This is a genomic window from Serratia sp. Res13-Sevr-LER1-36-b (genome assembly GCF_015673035.1).
GTDB lineage: Bacteria > Pseudomonadota > Gammaproteobacteria > Enterobacterales > Enterobacteriaceae > Chania > Chania fonticola_C.
The window spans coordinates 552,552-568,459 of sequence record NZ_JADACK010000005.1 but is presented as its reverse complement, the minus strand read 5'-3'; the positions used below and the strand labels follow the sequence as shown (position 1 = coordinate 568,459).

The window sequence follows — 15,908 nt, the reverse complement described above, 5'->3', positions numbered from 1 at the left end:
CGATGAAAGGATTAACCCCCTCGCTGCTGGCCTTGTTGGTATTAAGCGCCAGCGCTCAGGCCGCCGAGGATACCCACCAGGTTGGGCAAATCGCTCATGGCGAATATCTGGCCCGCGTTGGTGACTGTGCCGCCTGCCATACCGCGCCAGGTGGCATGGCATTCGCCGGTGGGCTGAAGATGACCACCCCGGTTGGTGCGATCTATTCCACCAATATCACTCCAGACAAAACCACCGGGATCGGTGCCTACGATCTACAAGCGTTTGCCGACGCCCTGCGTAAAGGCATTAGGCGCGATGGCACTCGGCTCTACCCGGCCATGCCCTATCCCTCATTCGCCAAAATAAATGATGAGGATATACGCGATCTGTATCTCTACTTCACCCAACAAGTAACTCCGGTGGTGCAGCAGAACAAGGCTAGCGATATCCCGTGGCCGCTGAATATGCGCTGGCCATTGGCGATGTGGGACGGCATTTTCCGCGAGGATGGCGCCTATCAGCCAGACGCTAACCAAAGCGCACAATGGAACCGTGGGGCTTATCTGGTACAAGGATTGGGCCACTGCGGCAGTTGCCATACGCCACGCGGCATTGGCTTCCAGGAGAAGGCGTTGAACCAGACTGATGACGCCTATCTGAGCGGTGGGACGCTGGAAGGTTGGCACGCCGCCAGCCTGCGTGGTGATGCGCTCAGCGGGCTGGGTAGTTGGAACGCGGAAGATCTGACCCGTTTCCTGAAAACCGGCCACAGCGACAGATTTGCCGCCTTTGGCTCCATGGTGGACGTGGTACAAGACAGCACTCAGCACCTGAGCGACGAGGATTTGCAGGCGATCGCCGCTTATCTGAAATCGCTGCCTGCGGGGGATGAGCAAATAACGCCAACGGCCAACCAGCCGCTGGCACTCTACAGCACCGGCCAAGGCAACCCAGGCGGTCAGGCTTATCTGGACAACTGCGCCGCCTGCCACCGCAGCGATGGTCAGGGCTATCGCAATACCTTCCCACAGTTGGCCCATAATCCGGCGTTGCTGGCGGAAGACCCTGCTTCGGTGATCAGCATCATTCTGAATGGTTCACGTACGCCGATGACTATAGACGCCCCTACAGGACTCACCATGCCAGACTTTGGCTGGCGTCTGAGCGACCAGCAGGTGGCCCAGATTGCCAGTTTTGTGCGCACCAGTTGGGGGAATAACGCCGCTCCGGTCACTGCCGATCAGGTCAAAGAAATACGGGAGAACAGCGCCGCCAAACCTTCCCAGCAGTAAACACTACAACGGGCCTGGTCTGCCAGGCCCAACCATTTCCACCAATCTCGTCCTGCACGGTTGCACCGCCCGACGAAATCACCTTAAATAAGCTATCGCATTGAGGCTACAGGATTTCGGTCATCTATGAGCACGGATCCCAACCAGCGCCTGCTGGACAAACTGCAACACGATCTGACCAGCGCTGGCGCTATGCCGCTCTACCTGCGCTTTAACGAATCGATACGACAGGGCATTGAGCTTGGCATATTGAGCCAAGGGGATTTTCTGCCCAGTGAGCGCCATTTCACCGAACGGCTGGGGATCTCGCGCATTACGGTACGCAAAGCCCTGGCCTGCCTGGAGCAGGACGGCATTATCGGCCGTTCGCGGGGCTATGGCACCTTCATTCAAAATACCGTGGCTCAACCTAAACTGGCCTATTCGCTGGCGGATGTGAAAGGATTTTCACGTGAAGTGATGCTACAAGGGCGCAAGCCGGACACCATGTGGATCAGCCGTGAGCAAATCCCGGCGGATAGCACACTGGCCGAGAAGCTGTCGCTGGCCGAGCATACGCCGGTGTACAAACTCAAACGTATTCACTTTATCGATCAGCGCCCCATGTCGGTGGCGGTGTCTTATGTGGTGGCGGAGGCGATAGCCAACGTTGATGATATTGGCGTTTCTCTGTATGACTACTTCCGTTTGAACAACGTGGAGTTGGGATCGCTGCGTAGCCAGGTCAGCGCCGCCATGAGCGACGGTGAAACTCTGCAAGCGCTACAGCTGAAAGAACCCATGCCGCTGCTGATCATCAAGCAAACGCTGTTCGACAGCCGGAAAAAGCCCATCGAATACAGCGAAAGCTTCTGCCGCAGCGACATGTACGAGTTTATCAGCGAGGATTGAGTTCCTCGCTGGCCAGGAGCTGGGCCAGGGTTGGCGCACAATCTCCACCGGCCTGCGATACCACGTAACCGGCGATGCTATTGGCTAGCGTCATACTTTGGCGGGCGGTCAGGCCCAGTGCCAATCCGGCGAGCAAACCGGCGCTGTGGCTATCGCCAGCACCAATGCTGTCTACCACTTTGACCTGGCTAGCGGCGATCCAACCATGATCCTCTGGCCCGGCAAAGTAATATCCGCCTTCCCCGCCACAGCGCACAATCACCAGTTGCCCGGTGGTTAACCATAATTGCTGGCAAAAACCGGCAATATCTTCCTGCATGCCAAGGTGCTGGGCTTCACGCTGGTTTAGCGTCAGGATCACACCAGGGCGGATTAGGCGTTGCAGCAGGCTCTCCGCCATCACGTCGATGCGCGGGCCAATATCCAGCACCACTCGAACCTGTTCGGGCAGGCGTAACAGCCAATCCACCAGCACGTGGCCCTGCCTGGCACCCAGTTGATAACCGGAAAGGTAAACCAGCCCGCTTTGTGGCGTCACGTCTGCCAACCACTCTGGCTGCCACTGGTTCTCTATGCCATCGATAGAGATAAAGGTGCGCTCACCGTCCGGTTCGACCAGCGCCAGACACCAGCCGTTATCCTCACCACCCACTTGCAGATCGGAACTCACGCCGCGCTGCGCCATCTCGCTACGCAAACGCTCTGCCCACACGCCTTCACCCACCGGCAGCAGATTGCGGCTGGTAATGCCCAACTGGCGCAGAGCCACGGCGATATTCAGCGCGCAGCCCCCTAAATGCAACCCCTGCATCTGAGCCGACACGTCGCCACCGCGCACCGGCAAGGCATCGGCACTCACCACCATATCCATCACCGCTGCGCCAATCACCGTCATCGGGCACTGCTGATGCCAGCCACCCTGAGTCAGCGTCTGCAATAACTCGCGTCTTTCGTTACTCATTCAGCCTCCTGCCAGCGCTGGCGGAAACGGAGAAAAGCCTGCGCGTAGTGGTTGATATCCAGCGGATTCACCCGCTTTAATTCTGCCAACATGGCCGCGTCGAACGCGTCGATACCGTTCAGGGCACCGCAGATCGCCGTGGCCATCGCGCCGATGGTGTCCGTATCACCGCCCAGGTTGGCGCACAGGATCGCACAACGGGTAGGATCGGTTTTCGCCAGTTCAACCATCGCCAACGCGGCCGGTACGGACTCTATGGTGCTGACCCCTGCGCCAACCAGTTGGTAGACACGTTCGGAGGCCTGCTCGGTACCGCCAGCCTGTTCGACTACCTGGAAGGCCAGTTCGATACGCGCCGCTAAAGACGCGCTGAAGGTGGTGCTCTGGCGGCGCTGAGCGTAATCTGCCACCCCCGGCAACGCCAGGCGGATCTCTGCCCAACTGGCCCCTTCGACCGCCTTGGCAACCGCCCAGGCAATCACCACCGCACCGGCAACCGCGATATCGGATTTATGCGTCGGGCTGGAGGCCAGCCAGACCTGCTGGCAAAACTGCTCCAACGGCGCAGAAGGCAGCACACAACCCAACGGGGAAACCCGCATCGCCGCGCCGTTGGTCACACCGTTATTTTCCAAATTGCTAATCGGCGTGCCCTTCTTCTGCTCCCCCAGCGCCAGTTTGGAACTCGGACCCAGGATGTTTTTGTTGAAGGCATCAAAACTATCGACCCAGCGGATCACGTTGCGGGCAATCAGCTCCGGCACCACTTCACCGTCGGCCTCGATCAAGGCGTCGGCGAGTGCCAGAGCCATCGAGGTATCATCGGTATACTGCGCTGCCGTGAAATAGCAGGCGGCACTGTTTTCCGCCGGGCCGTCGAGGAAGCGGTCGATCCAGCCAAAGTGGCGCTTAACCCGCTCACGCGGCCACAGCTCGGAAGGCATGCCGAGCGCATCGCCCAGCATTTGGCCATAAAGTGCGCCCACCACACGTTGTTCCTGGGTTAACTGCTTCATCTGTTTCTCCTGAATTTTTACCTTGCCAGGCAACACGCCCGGCGCAACGAATTAAGACCGTGCCACGTCAATCGGGGTGATGTTGTCGCTGCGTTCACGGAAGAACAGCAGGAACAGCAGCATGACGCCCACCACCATCACCGCACCCACGCCCCACACGGCAAACCAGTCAAACGTCATGCCGTCTCGCGGTTGTTCAAGGGCGAAAGTGGTCATCGCCCGGCCCCCGAGCCAGTTACCAATAAAGCTACCTAACCCCTGGCAAATCAGGGTGATTAGGCCCTGAGCAGCGGTACGCATATGCGGCGGCGCTTTTTTGTCGACGTAGATATAGCCGGTCACGAAATAGAAATCGTAGCTGACGCCGTGCAGCAAAATACCCAGGAACAGCATGCTGTAGGCCCAGACGTCGGCAGTGCCGCCGTAGATAAAGAATACATAGCGGATCGCTGCGGTCACAAAGCCCAGCAGCAGCACCTTCTTGATGCCGTATCGCTTGAGCAGCAACGGTAGCGCCAGCATGGCGAAGATTTCCGAGACCTGCCCCAGCGTCATCCAGCCTGTGGCATTCGGCAGCCCAACCTGCGTCAGATAGCCATTGGCAAACTGGTAGTAAAACGCCAACGGCATACAGAACAGGAACGAGCACAGGGCGAAGGTGGCAAATGAGCGATCCTTCAGCAGGCCAAGCGCGTTCAGGCCCAGCAACGCCTTGATATCCACCGGGCCAGTGCCTTTGGCTGGCGTATTGGGCAGCACAAAGCTGTATAAACCGAGCGCGATCGAGGCTACACCGGTAATGATTAACGGCAGGTTGCTATCGGAAATATTGCCTAAACCCAGCAGCGGCGGCAGCATAAAGCCCACCACCAGACCGGAGGCAATCCACCCCAAGGTGCCCAGTACGCGGATGCGCGGGAACTCTTTCTCGGTATCGGTAATGTTGGCAAAGGCGATGCTGTTGGTCAGCGCCACGGTCGGCATATAGGTGATGGCATAAATCACCAGCAGCGGGAAGAAGGTGGCAAAGGTGGTTTGCCAGGCGATGATAAACATCAGCACCCCGCCTGCCAGATGCAACCAGCCCAAGACTTTTTGCGCGGCGAAGTAGCGATCGGCAATGACGCCAACCAGCACCGGCGAGAGGATTGCCGCAATCGCCGTACTGCTGTACGACCAGGCAATTTCGCCCGGCGTAAAGCCCAGTTTGTTGAGGTATTGCCATAGGGGAACAAACCACGCTCCCCAGATAAACCACTCGATAAACATCATGACAGACAGCTTCAGATGAGGACGTTTCATTATTATGTATCCTTGCTGGCTACCTTCCCGGCATCGGCTCGGGAAAGCGGTGTAGGGTTCCTGGTATTAGTATCATTACGATACCTATATAATACATTAATGATACCTTTAGTCCTTTGCAGCGATCCCGCTCACACTTCCGGCAGTCAGGCTTTGTTTAAGTTTTGTTTACCTTTGGCACTGCGCTGTTTATCCTGCGTTTATCAGCCATTGCCGATAATCAATGGATGACAGAATCAAGCGATCAGGGAATGGTCAGCTAATGCGCGTTACCACAACGTGGCCAACAGCGTGTAACCTTTTCAGTGTGGGTGCCTGGTGTTGCACCCGCCTAAACAACAGGAGTCTGTACCATGCGAGTACTGGTTGTTGAAGACAATGGCCTATTGCGCCACCATCTTAGTGTGCAAATGCGCGAAATGGGGCATCAGGTTGATGCCGCAGAAGATGCCAAAGAAGCTGACTATTTTCTGCAGGAACATGCGCCTGATATCGCCATTGTCGATCTAGGGTTGCCGGGTGAAGATGGCCTGAGCCTGATCCGCCGTTGGCGTGCCAACCAGATGAAGTTGCCGATCCTGGTGCTGACCGCCCGTGAAAGCTGGCAGGATAAGGTGGCGGTGCTGGAAGCCGGTGCCGATGATTACGTCACCAAGCCCTTCCACCTGGAAGAAGTGATTGCCCGCATGCAGGCCTTGATGCGCCGCAATAGCGGCCTGGCTTCACAGGTGATCGTACTGCCGCCATTCCAGATCGACCTCTCACGCCGTGAGCTGAGCGTCAACGAACAGCAAATCAAACTGACGGCCTTTGAGTACACCATTATCGAAACGTTGATCCGTAACGCGGGTAAAGTGGTCAGCAAAGATTCATTGATGTTGCAACTCTACCCCGATGCCGAACTGCGCGAAAGCCACACCATCGACGTATTAATGGGCCGCCTGCGTAAAAAGCTACAGGCCGAATACCCACAGGAAGTGATCACCACCGTACGTGGTCAGGGCTACCGTTTCGATGCCAAGTGAGCATAATGTTCAACAGAGATAAAAAGCCCTTCTCACTGCGCGCCCGCTTTCTGATGGCCACCGCCGGGGTGATCCTGGCGCTGTCGCTGTCCTACGGGCTGGTTGCGGTCGTCGGCTATATCGTCAGCTTTGATAAAACCGCCTTCCGCCTGCTGCGCGGTGAGAGCAACCTGTTCTTCAGCCTGGCGCAGTGGAAAGACCAGAAGTTGACCATTGCCATCCCGCCCGATCTCGATCTCAACTCCCCAACGCTGGTGTTTATCTACGACGAAAAAGGCAACCTGTTGTGGAGCCAGCGCTCGGTGCCGGAACTGGAAAAACGGATCCAGAAAGAGTGGCTGCAAGAGTCCGGTTTCTATGAGATAGATACTGACACCCGCGTCAGTAGCGAAGTGCTGGGCGACAACCCCAAGGCCCAGGATCAGCTGAAAGACTATGACGATACCGACCATGAGGCGTTAACCCACTCGGTGGCCGTCAATACCTATGCCGCCACCCCACGCCTGCCCGCCTTGAGTATTGTGGTAGTCGACAGCATTCCGCAGGAGCTGCAACGCTCGGATGTGGTGTGGGAATGGTTTAGCTACGTACTGCTGGCCAACCTGCTACTGGTCGTGCCTCTGCTATGGCTAGCTGCGTATTGGAGTTTGCGGCCGATCAAGGCGCTGATAACCCAGGTCGGTGAATTGGAAAACGGCGAGCGCGAGCAGCTGGATGAAAATCCCCCCAGTGAACTACGTGGCTTGGTACGGAACCTGAATATCCTGGTGCGCAACGAGCGTCAGCGCTACACCAAATACCGCACTACGCTGTCCGACCTCACCCACAGCCTGAAAACCCCGCTGGCAGTATTGCAGACCACCCTGCGCTCGCTGCGTTCCAGCAAGCAGACCACTATCGAAGAAGTCGAGCCGATCATGCTCGAGCAGATTAGCCGTATCTCGCAGCAGATTGGTTATTACCTGCACCGGGCCAGCATCAACTCTGGTCAAACCGTGCTGACCCGCGAAATCCATTCGGTTTCTGCCCTGCTCGACAGCCTCAGCGTGGCACTGAACAAGGTCTATCAGCGTAAAGGGGTAGTCATCACCCTCGATATCTCACCAGAAGTCACCTTTATGGGCGAGAAAAACGACTTTATGGAGGTGATGGGCAACGTGCTGGAGAACGCCTGTAAATATTGCCTGGAGTTTGTGGAGATCACCTCGCTGCACTCGGACAAATACCTGACGATCGTCATTGATGACGACGGCCCCGGCATCCCGGAAAGCAAGCGTGAGCTGATCTTCCAACGCGGCCAACGCGTCGATACTCTGCGCCCCGGACAGGGGATTGGCCTGTCGGTCGCCGCCGAGATCATCGAGCAATATGACGGGCAAATTACCATCAGCGACAGCCCGCTGGGTGGAGCACGGATGGAGGTCACCTTCTCCCGCCAGCACGACTCCCACCATCACGATTAAATTCTATCGCTCAGGCCCCGATCCACGGGGCCTAACTTCCGTTATAATCCCTGCAGGCTCACTCTATCCTGGAATAGAACATGGATTACCAATTAGATCTCGACTGGAACGACTTTTTGCAACGCTATTGGCAAAAGCGCCCGGTAATTATCAAGCGTGGTTTTAACAACTTTATCGATCCGATTTCCCCGGATGAGCTGGCCGGGTTGGCCATGGAGAACGAGGTGGACAGCCGCCTGGTGAGCCATCAGGAAGGTCGCTGGCAGGTTGGCCACGGCCCGTTCGAAAGCTTCGACCATCTGGGCGAGAACAACTGGTCATTGCTGGTGCAGGCCGTTGATCACTGGCATCAGCCTTCCAGTGCCCTGATGCAACCGTTCCGTAAGCTGCCGGACTGGCGCATGGACGATCTGATGATTTCGTTTTCGGTACCGGGCGGCGGCGTTGGCCCACATCTCGATCAATACGACGTGTTCATCATCCAGGGTACTGGCCGCCGCCGTTGGCGCGTGGGCGAAAAAGTACCGATGAAGCAGCACTGCCCGCACCCTGACCTATTACAGGTAGAGCCGTTTGACGCCATCATTGATGAAGAGATGGAGCCTGGTGATATTCTGTATATCCCACCGGGATTCCCGCATGAAGGCTACTCACTGGAAAACTCGCTCAACTATTCCGTCGGCTTCCGCGCGCCGAATGGCCGCGAGATGGTGAGTGGCTATGCCGACTACGTGCTAGCGCGCGAGTTGGGCAGCAAGCGTTACACCGATCCGGATATCGCGCTGCGCGATCACCCGGCGATGGTTCTCCCCCATGAAGTTGATGCACTGCGTGGGATGATCCTGGAGCTGGTGCAGCAGCCGGAGCACTTCCAGAACTGGTTTGGCGAGTTTATTTCGCAATCGCGCCACGAGCTGGACATCGCGCCGCCAGAGCCGCCTTATCAGGCCGGTGAAATCTATGAGTTGCTGCAACAGGGTGAGCCATTACAACGTTTGGGTGGGTTACGCGTGCTGCGCGTTGGCGACCAATGCTTTGTCAACGGTGAGCTAATCGACACCGAACATCTGCAAGCCGCCGATGCGCTGTGCCAGCACGCCAGCGTTGATGCCACCTTGCTGGGCGACGCGGTGGACGATCCGTCGTTCCTGGCCCTGCTGACGGCATTGATTAACAGCGGTTACTGGTATTTTAACGACTAGGACGCCCCTCACCCCAACCCTCTCCCACAGGGAGAGGGGGCTGGTATGGCGTTATAGTCAGGTACAGTAATTACTCTGTAACGCCGTTGAGGTCTAGGCTTAGTGCCACATTCGGTCGCCTCGCCCTTTGGGAGAAGGGGCTGGTATGGCGCTGTAGTCTGGTACAGTAATTAATCTGTAACGCCGTTTAGGTCTAGGCTTAGTGCCAAAGCCCAGTGGTAGCACATTCGGTCCCCTCGCCCTTTGGGAGAGGGTTAGGGTGAGGGGCCTTTGTTAATGCAAAAAACTACCGCTTAGCGCGCTCGGCGCTCAGAGTGGCAATGCGCATAATCACCGCCACCGCCTGCTCCATCCCTTCCAGCGTAATAAACTCATGCTTGCCATGGAAGTTATAGCCGCCGGTAAACAGGTTTGGACAAGGCAGCCCCTTGAAGGACAGCTGTGCACCATCGGTACCACCGCGGATCGGCTTCATCACCGGCTCAATATCGCAGTCCCGCATCGCCTGCTGTGCCAACTCAATCACATGAGGATGCTCGGCCACCTGCTCCCTCATGTTGTAGTAATTATCCTCGATAGCCACCTCAATGTAGCAATCCCGTGGTAAACCACGGCCAACCTTTTGCGCGACTTCAATCATCTTGCGCTTGCGAGCCTCAAAGCCTTCACGCTCAAAATCCCGCAGGATGTAGTGCATCTCGGCACGTTCTACGTTCCCCTTGATGCTGTTGAGATGGTAAAAGCCCTGATACCCCTCGGTATGCTCCGGTGTTTCCTCGGCGGGTAACTCCTGTTGGAAACGGGTTGCCAACGACAATGCGTTCACCATCACCCCTTTGGCACTGCCGGGATGTACGTTATTACCGACGATTTTCACCGTCACCGCTGCCGCATTGAAGTTTTCACACTCCAGCTCACCAACTCCACCACCATCAACGGTGTAAGCCCACGCGGCATCAAACGCGGCAACGTCAAAGAAATGCGCTCCCTTGCCCACTTCTTCATCCGGCGTGAACGCCACGCGGATATCGCCATGAGGTATTTTTTGCTGCTTTAGCCGCACCATTGCGGTCAAGATCTCGGCAATCCCGGCTTTATCGTCAGCCCCCAACAGCGTTTTGCCGTCGGTGGTGATCAGCGTTTGCCCCAGCATCTGATGCAAAATCGGGAACATCACCGGCGATAACACTTCATCACCGATACCTAAGGCAATGTCACCGCCGCGATAGTTTTCCACTACCTGCGGTGTCACATGCTTACCCGAAAAATCGGGTGAGGTATCAAGGTGAGAAATAAAGCCAATGGCCGGCACTGGCCAGCTCACATTGCCAGGCAGCGTGCCCATCACGCAGCCATGTTCGCTTAGCGATACCCGTTCAAACCCCAGCCCAATCATTTCCTGTTGCAACGCACGCGCCAGCTTCAGTTGCCCTTCGGTACTAGGCACATGTTTGACGTTCGCTTTAGCCTGTGTGTCAAATGAGACGTAGTTAAAAAAGCGATCTAGTAGTTTATCCATGGTTCCGCCCTCAGAATTTCGCGTTTCATTATGCGGAACCGATCCGGATCAAATATTGAGACAGGTCATTAATAATCAGATTTAACACAAATCATTAAAGCAAGTGATGGTTTAATAGGGTAACTACCGACGCAAAAATCGGCCAACTGGCATGATTTATGGGCTGTTTGGCTTTCAATTACCGGATTCAGCGTCTATCATGCGCCCTCTTAAATTTTTGATCGGCGCCGCTGGCTTTGAGCTTCAGTACCTGACGGGTCACTCCCGTAAGCTCGCGCAGTCTTTTCCAGCGGCGGTTCTATCTGCACCACCGTACGGGATAGAGACACTAAAATGACTGAACAATCCTCTTTGGTTACACTGAACGCCCTGAGTAAAAGCTTTGACGGCAAAGAGATCATTCGCGATCTCAACCTTGAGATTAACGATGGTGAATTCCTGACCCTGCTTGGCCCTTCCGGCTGCGGGAAAACCACCGTGCTGCGGCTGATTGCCGGGTTGGAAAATGCCGACCACGGGCAGATCGTGCTCGACGGGCAAGACATCACCGCCATCCCGGCCGAGCATCGGCACGTTAATACCGTGTTTCAAAGCTATGCCCTGTTCCCCCATATGACCGTGTTTGAAAATGTCGCCTTTGGCCTGCGCATGCAGAAAACCCCAGAGGCGGAGCTAACACCGCGCGTGGAGGAAGCTCTGCGCATGGTGCAATTGGACGAGTTCGCTCAGCGCCGCCCGCATCAACTGTCTGGTGGGCAACAGCAACGGGTCGCGATTGCCCGGGCCGTGGTGAATAAACCTAAACTGTTGCTGCTCGACGAGTCGCTTTCGGCACTGGACTACAAGCTGCGCAAGCAGATGCAGAACGAGTTGAAGGCGCTACAGCGCCAATTGGGCATCACCTTTGTGTTCGTCACACACGATCAGGAAGAGGCGCTGACCATGTCCGATCGGATTGTGGTGATGCGCGACGGGCGAATAGAACAGGACGGTACCCCACGGGAAATCTACGAAGAGCCCAAGAACCTGTTTGTCGCCAGCTTTATCGGTGAGATCAATATCTTTGATGCGGTAGTGCTACATCGTATCGATCCGCAGCGGGTGCGCGCTCGTGTAGAAGGCCGTGAGTGTGATATCTATGCCGATCTCCCGGTCGAGCCTGGGCAATCCCTGAAAGTTCTGCTGCGCCCGGAAGATCTGCGCGTCGAAGAGGTGAACGACAGCGAGCAGATAGATGGCCTGATCGGCTACGTGCGCGAACGCAACTATAAAGGCATGACGCTAGAATCGGTGGTTGAACTGGAAAACGGTAAGATGGTGATGGTCAGCGAGTTCTTCAATGAAGACGATCCTGACTTTGACCACTCGTTAAACCAGAAGATGGCGATAACCTGGGTTGCAAGCTGGGAGGTAGTGCTGGCCGATGAAGAAATCGCGTAATTTGCTGCAAAACCTGGTGATCAGCGGCACCGTCGGCTGGCTGGTGCTGTTTGTTTTTCTACCGAACCTGATGATCATCGGCACCAGTTTCCTCACCCGTGACGATGCCAATCTGGTGCAGATGGTGTTCACTCTGGATAATTACACCCGGCTGTTTGATCCCCTTTATGGCCAAGTGATGCTCCACTCGCTGAACATGGCGGCGATCGCCACCTTGTGCTGCCTGCTGCTGGGTTATCCCTTTGCCTTTATTCTGGCTCGCCTGCCGCAAAGAGTACGCCCGCTGCTGCTGTTCCTGCTGATTGTGCCCTTCTGGACCAACTCGCTGATCCGTATCTATGGCCTGAAACTGTTTCTCAGCACCCGCGGCTATCTGAACGAGTTCCTGATGTGGGCTGGGATCATCGACACGCCGTTACGCATTATGTATACCTCTGGCGCCGTGGTGTTGGGGCTGGTTTACATTTTGCTACCATTTATGGTCATGCCGCTCTACTCCAGCCTGGAAAAGCTGGATAAATCCTGCCTGGAAGCGGCCCGCGATCTCGGGGCCAGCAAGCTGCAAACCTTTATCCGCATCATCATTCCGCTGACTATGCCAGGCATTATCGCCGGTTGCCTGTTGGTGCTGCTGCCCGCTATGGGGCTGTTCTACGTGGCCGACTTGATGGGCGGAGCCAAAAACCTGCTGATCGGTAACGTCATCAAGAGCCAGTTCCTGAATATCCGTGACTGGCCGTTTGGTGCCGCCACCAGCATTTGCCTGACGCTGGTGATGGGGCTGATGCTGTGGATCTATTACCGGGCCGCCAAGCTGCTGAACAAAAAGGGGGAACTGGAATGATCGGACGCCTGTTGCGCGGTGGCTTTATGAGCCTGATTTACGCCTATCTCTATATTCCCATCGTGATCCTGATCGTTAACTCGTTCAACACCTCGCGCTTTGGCATCAACTGGCGGGGTTTTACCACCCACTGGTACAGCATGTTGATGAACAACGACAGCCTGTTGCAGGCCGCTGGGCACTCGCTGACCATGGCGGTGCTTTCCGCCAGCTTTGCGACCATGATCGGCTCTTTGGCGGCGGTGGCATTGTATCGCTATCGTTTTCGCGGGAAACCCTTCGTCGGTGGCATGCTGTTTGTGGTGATGATGTCGCCGGATATCGTCATGGCCATCTCGCTGCTGGTGCTGTTTATGCTGCTGGGGGTCTCGTTGGGCTTCTGGTCGCTGCTATTTTCGCATATCACCTTCTGCCTGCCCTTTGTGGTGGTCACCGTCTATGCGCGCCTGAAGGGCTTTGACGTCAAGATGCTGGAGGCCGCACGCGATCTGGGAGCCAGCGAAATGGTGATCCTGCGTAAAATCATCCTGCCGCTGGCGATGCCCGCCGTCGCCGCCAGTTGGCTGCTAAGCTTCACGCTGTCGATGGATGATGTCGTGGTCTCTTCGTTCGTGACCGGGCCAAGCTACGAGATTTTGCCGTTGAAGATCTATTCGATGGTGAAAGTCGGCGTATCTCCTGAAGTTAACGCCCTGGCGACCATTCTGCTGGTGTTATCGCTAGCGCTGGTACTGACCAGCCAACTGCTGTTGCGCGATCGGCAAAAACACTGATTTGCCAACGGGATAAGCGCCTTTACCCCACTGGGTACGCCACCTATAATGGCCACTCTCTGGGGTATCGCGCATCACGCTATACTGTAAAAACACGCACTGCTAAAGGATCCGCACCATGAAAAAGTGGTCACATCTGCTCGCAGCCGGGATGATGGCATTGAGCCTTGGCTCGGCAAACGCCGCGGACGACGGCAAAACGCTCTATTTCTACAACTGGACCGAGTATGTCCCGCCAGGGCTGCTGGAACAGTTCACCAAAGAAACCGGTATCAAGGTGATTTACTCCACCTATGAATCCAACGAAAGCATGTACGCCAAGCTGAAAACCTACCGGGACGGCGCGTACGATCTGGTAGTCCCTTCCACCTATTTCATCGCCAAGATGAGCAAGGAAGGGATGCTGCAAAAGATCGACAAAAGCAAACTCAGCCACTTTAACGATCTCGATCCCAACCTGTTACACAAGCCGTTCGATCCCAACAACGATTACTCCATTCCCTATATCTGGGGGGCAACCGCCATTGGCGTCAATACGGATGCCATTGATGCCAGCACCGTAACCGCCTGGGCCGATCTGTGGAAACCGGAATACAAAGGCCGCGTGCTGCTCACCGATGATGCGCGTGAAGTGTTCCAGGTCGCGCTACGTAAGCTGGGTTATTCGGGCAATACCACCGATCCTAAACAGATCGAGGCTGCCTATAACGAGCTCAAGACGCTGATGCCAAACGTGCTGGCGTTTAACTCTGATAACCCCGGCAATCCGTATATGGAAGGTGAAGTCGATCTAGGCATGGTGTGGAACGGTTCGGCCTATGTCGCACGCCAGGCTGGTACTCCACTGGAGATCGTCTGGCCGAAAGAAGGCGGTATTTTCTGGATGGATAGCCTGGCTATTCCGGCTAACGCCAAGAACGTCGAGGGAGCGTTGAAGCTGATCGATTTCCTGCTACGCCCGGAGATCGCGGTGCAGGTTGCGGAAACCATCGGTTACCCTACCCCCAATCTGGCCGCGAGAAAGCTGTTGCCTAAAGAGATCGCCAACGACAAATCGCTGTATCCAGATAATGCGGTGATTGAGAACGGTGAATGGCAAAACGATGTGGGCGATACCAGTACGCTGTATGAGACCTACTTCCAGCAGCTAAAAGCCGGACGCTGATCCCCTCAGCAGCTCCCTCTCCCACAGGGAGAGGGAGCTGCTAAAGTGGCATGGTCAGATCTCGCGTTCAATCTGTATCCCCCATGTCCAGGTAAGTTTCTATAACTGATAGCGGACTTGAACCCTCTCCCGGCGGGAGAGGGTTCAAGTGAGGGGCAAGCACCAATCTCCCCCCAACTTCCTGCTACGGTTTATCCGCCCGCTCGACCTTGCCCATCAGGAACTTGTGCACAAAGCGTGGCACCACTTCGCTGGCCGGGCCGTAATGCTTCTCTTCGAACTGGCTTTCCACCAGGCTTGGCTCCAGGTTAAGCTCCATGGTATAAGCCCCGCCCAACCGTGCCTCGTGAACAAAACCTGCCGCCGGGTAAACATTGCCAGAGGTGCCAATCGCGATAAAGAAATCGGCCTTGGCCAACGCGGCGTAAATCTCATCCATGCCCAACGGCATTTCACCAAACCACACCACGTGGGGCCGCAGAGGCGCAGGGAACTGGCAGCAGTGGCAACGTTCTTCCACGCTCAGGTCTCCCAACCATTCCACCACCTGCCCAGAACTGGTGCAGCGCACTTTCAGCAGCTCGCCGTGCATATGCAGCACCTGTTTGCTACCGGCCCGCTCGTGCAGGTTGTCGATATTTTGCGTGACCAGCAGGAAGTTCTCCTCCCCCAACCACTCTTCCAAATCGGCCAGCGCACGATGAGCCGCATTAGGGCCGATATCTGACTGCTGTAGCTGCCGGCGGCGCGCATTATAAAACTCCTGCACCAAGGCAGGATCGCGCTGAAAACCGTCCAGGGTGGCGACATCTTCCACCTTGTGCTCTTCCCACAGCCCATCGGCAGCGCGGAAAGTACGGATGCCAGACTCGGCAGAGATCCCAGCCCCCGTCAGCACCACAACAAACGGCTTTTTCAGCTCTGCCGCCGCCATGGTATCGCGTTGGAATATCCGCGAGCGAAAACGCTGATGCCGCACATGCTTACTCTTGCGAAACTGACACAACCGATGGCGAGTGTGCATGAACTCTCC

General features: G+C 56.2%; 14 protein-coding genes. 9 read left to right on the top strand and 5 right to left on the bottom strand.

Features of this window, described 5'->3' with window-relative positions; all coding sequences use genetic code 11:
- Window positions 1–2: 2 nt before the first annotated feature.
- On the top strand, window positions 3–1,274 hold the full coding sequence (locus IMQ33_RS03700; RefSeq protein WP_196062970.1) for a cytochrome c: 1,272 nt from the start codon (window positions 3–5) through the stop codon (window positions 1,272–1,274).
- 126 nt (window positions 1,275–1,400) lie between these two features.
- On the top strand, window positions 1,401–2,165 hold the full coding sequence (locus tag IMQ33_RS03695) for a GntR family transcriptional regulator (RefSeq protein ID WP_065685936.1): 765 nt from the start codon (window positions 1,401–1,403) through the stop codon (window positions 2,163–2,165).
- Here IMQ33_RS03695 and IMQ33_RS03690 read toward each other — a convergent pair.
- The 3 genes from IMQ33_RS03690 to IMQ33_RS03680 are packed head-to-tail and all read right to left on the bottom strand — an operon-like array spanning window position 2,152 to window position 5,444.
- Window positions 2,152–3,126, bottom strand: coding sequence for a PfkB family carbohydrate kinase (locus tag IMQ33_RS03690; RefSeq protein WP_196062971.1), 975 nt, complete (start codon window positions 3,124–3,126; stop codon window positions 2,152–2,154). The two genes, IMQ33_RS03695 and IMQ33_RS03690, sit on opposite strands and share 14 nt — an antisense overlap.
- Complete coding sequence (locus IMQ33_RS03685; protein WP_161711968.1) at window positions 3,123–4,142, bottom strand: ADP-ribosylglycohydrolase family protein; 1,020 nt, start codon at window positions 4,140–4,142, stop codon at window positions 3,123–3,125. Before IMQ33_RS03685 ends, IMQ33_RS03690 begins: the two co-directional genes overlap by 4 nt.
- Before the next feature lie 51 nt (window positions 4,143–4,193).
- Window positions 4,194–5,444: a nucleoside permease gene (locus IMQ33_RS03680; protein ID WP_024531315.1), complete on the bottom strand. Its 1,251-nt coding sequence runs from the start codon at window positions 5,442–5,444 to the stop codon at window positions 4,194–4,196.
- 353 nt (window positions 5,445–5,797) lie between these two features.
- Here IMQ33_RS03680 and phoP point away from each other — a divergent pair, with 353 nt between their 5' ends.
- From phoP to IMQ33_RS03665, 3 genes are all read left to right on the top strand, one after another.
- A complete protein-coding gene (phoP, locus tag IMQ33_RS03675; protein ID WP_021804688.1) occupies window positions 5,798–6,469 on the top strand; it encodes a two-component system response regulator PhoP in 672 nt (223 codons plus the stop codon).
- Window positions 6,470–6,474: 5 nt separating this feature from the next.
- On the top strand, window positions 6,475–7,932 hold the full coding sequence (gene phoQ, locus IMQ33_RS03670) for a two-component system sensor histidine kinase PhoQ (RefSeq protein ID WP_065685932.1): 1,458 nt from the start codon (window positions 6,475–6,477) through the stop codon (window positions 7,930–7,932).
- Window positions 7,933–8,012: 80 nt separating this feature from the next.
- Window positions 8,013–9,134, top strand: coding sequence for a cupin domain-containing protein (locus tag IMQ33_RS03665; RefSeq protein ID WP_065685931.1), 1,122 nt, complete (start codon window positions 8,013–8,015; stop codon window positions 9,132–9,134).
- Window positions 9,135–9,420: 286 nt separating this feature from the next.
- Here IMQ33_RS03665 and pepT read toward each other — a convergent pair whose 3' ends face one another.
- Window positions 9,421–10,653, bottom strand: a complete 1,233-nt coding sequence (pepT, locus tag IMQ33_RS03660; protein WP_065685930.1) for a peptidase T — start codon at window positions 10,651–10,653, stop codon at window positions 9,421–9,423.
- A gap of 333 nt (window positions 10,654–10,986) precedes the next feature.
- Between pepT and potA the strand changes: the two genes are divergently transcribed.
- The 4 genes from potA to potD all read left to right on the top strand — a co-directional run bounded on the left by potA (window position 10,987) and on the right by potD (window position 14,875).
- Window positions 10,987–12,093, top strand: a complete 1,107-nt coding sequence (gene potA / locus IMQ33_RS03655) for a spermidine/putrescine ABC transporter ATP-binding protein PotA (RefSeq protein ID WP_065685929.1) — start codon at window positions 10,987–10,989, stop codon at window positions 12,091–12,093.
- Window positions 12,077–12,937 carry a spermidine/putrescine ABC transporter permease PotB gene (gene potB, locus IMQ33_RS03650; protein WP_024485242.1) on the top strand — a complete coding sequence of 287 codons (861 nt, stop codon included), beginning with the start codon at window positions 12,077–12,079 and terminating at the stop codon, window positions 12,935–12,937. Before potA ends, potB begins: the two co-directional genes overlap by 17 nt.
- Window positions 12,934–13,710, top strand: a complete 777-nt coding sequence (potC, locus tag IMQ33_RS03645) for a spermidine/putrescine ABC transporter permease PotC (RefSeq protein WP_021804693.1) — start codon at window positions 12,934–12,936, stop codon at window positions 13,708–13,710. The genes potB and potC overlap by 4 nt, the downstream gene beginning before the upstream one ends.
- Before the next feature lie 118 nt (window positions 13,711–13,828).
- Window positions 13,829–14,875 carry a spermidine/putrescine ABC transporter substrate-binding protein PotD gene (gene potD / locus IMQ33_RS03640; protein ID WP_065685928.1) on the top strand — a complete coding sequence of 349 codons (1,047 nt, stop codon included), beginning with the start codon at window positions 13,829–13,831 and terminating at the stop codon, window positions 14,873–14,875.
- A 184-nt stretch (window positions 14,876–15,059) separates the two neighbouring features.
- On the opposite strand, the gene cobB is transcribed toward potD, so the two are convergent.
- Window positions 15,060–15,899, bottom strand: a complete 840-nt coding sequence (gene cobB, locus IMQ33_RS03635; protein WP_065685927.1) for a Sir2 family NAD+-dependent deacetylase — start codon at window positions 15,897–15,899, stop codon at window positions 15,060–15,062.
- Window positions 15,900–15,908: the final 9 nt, after the last annotated feature.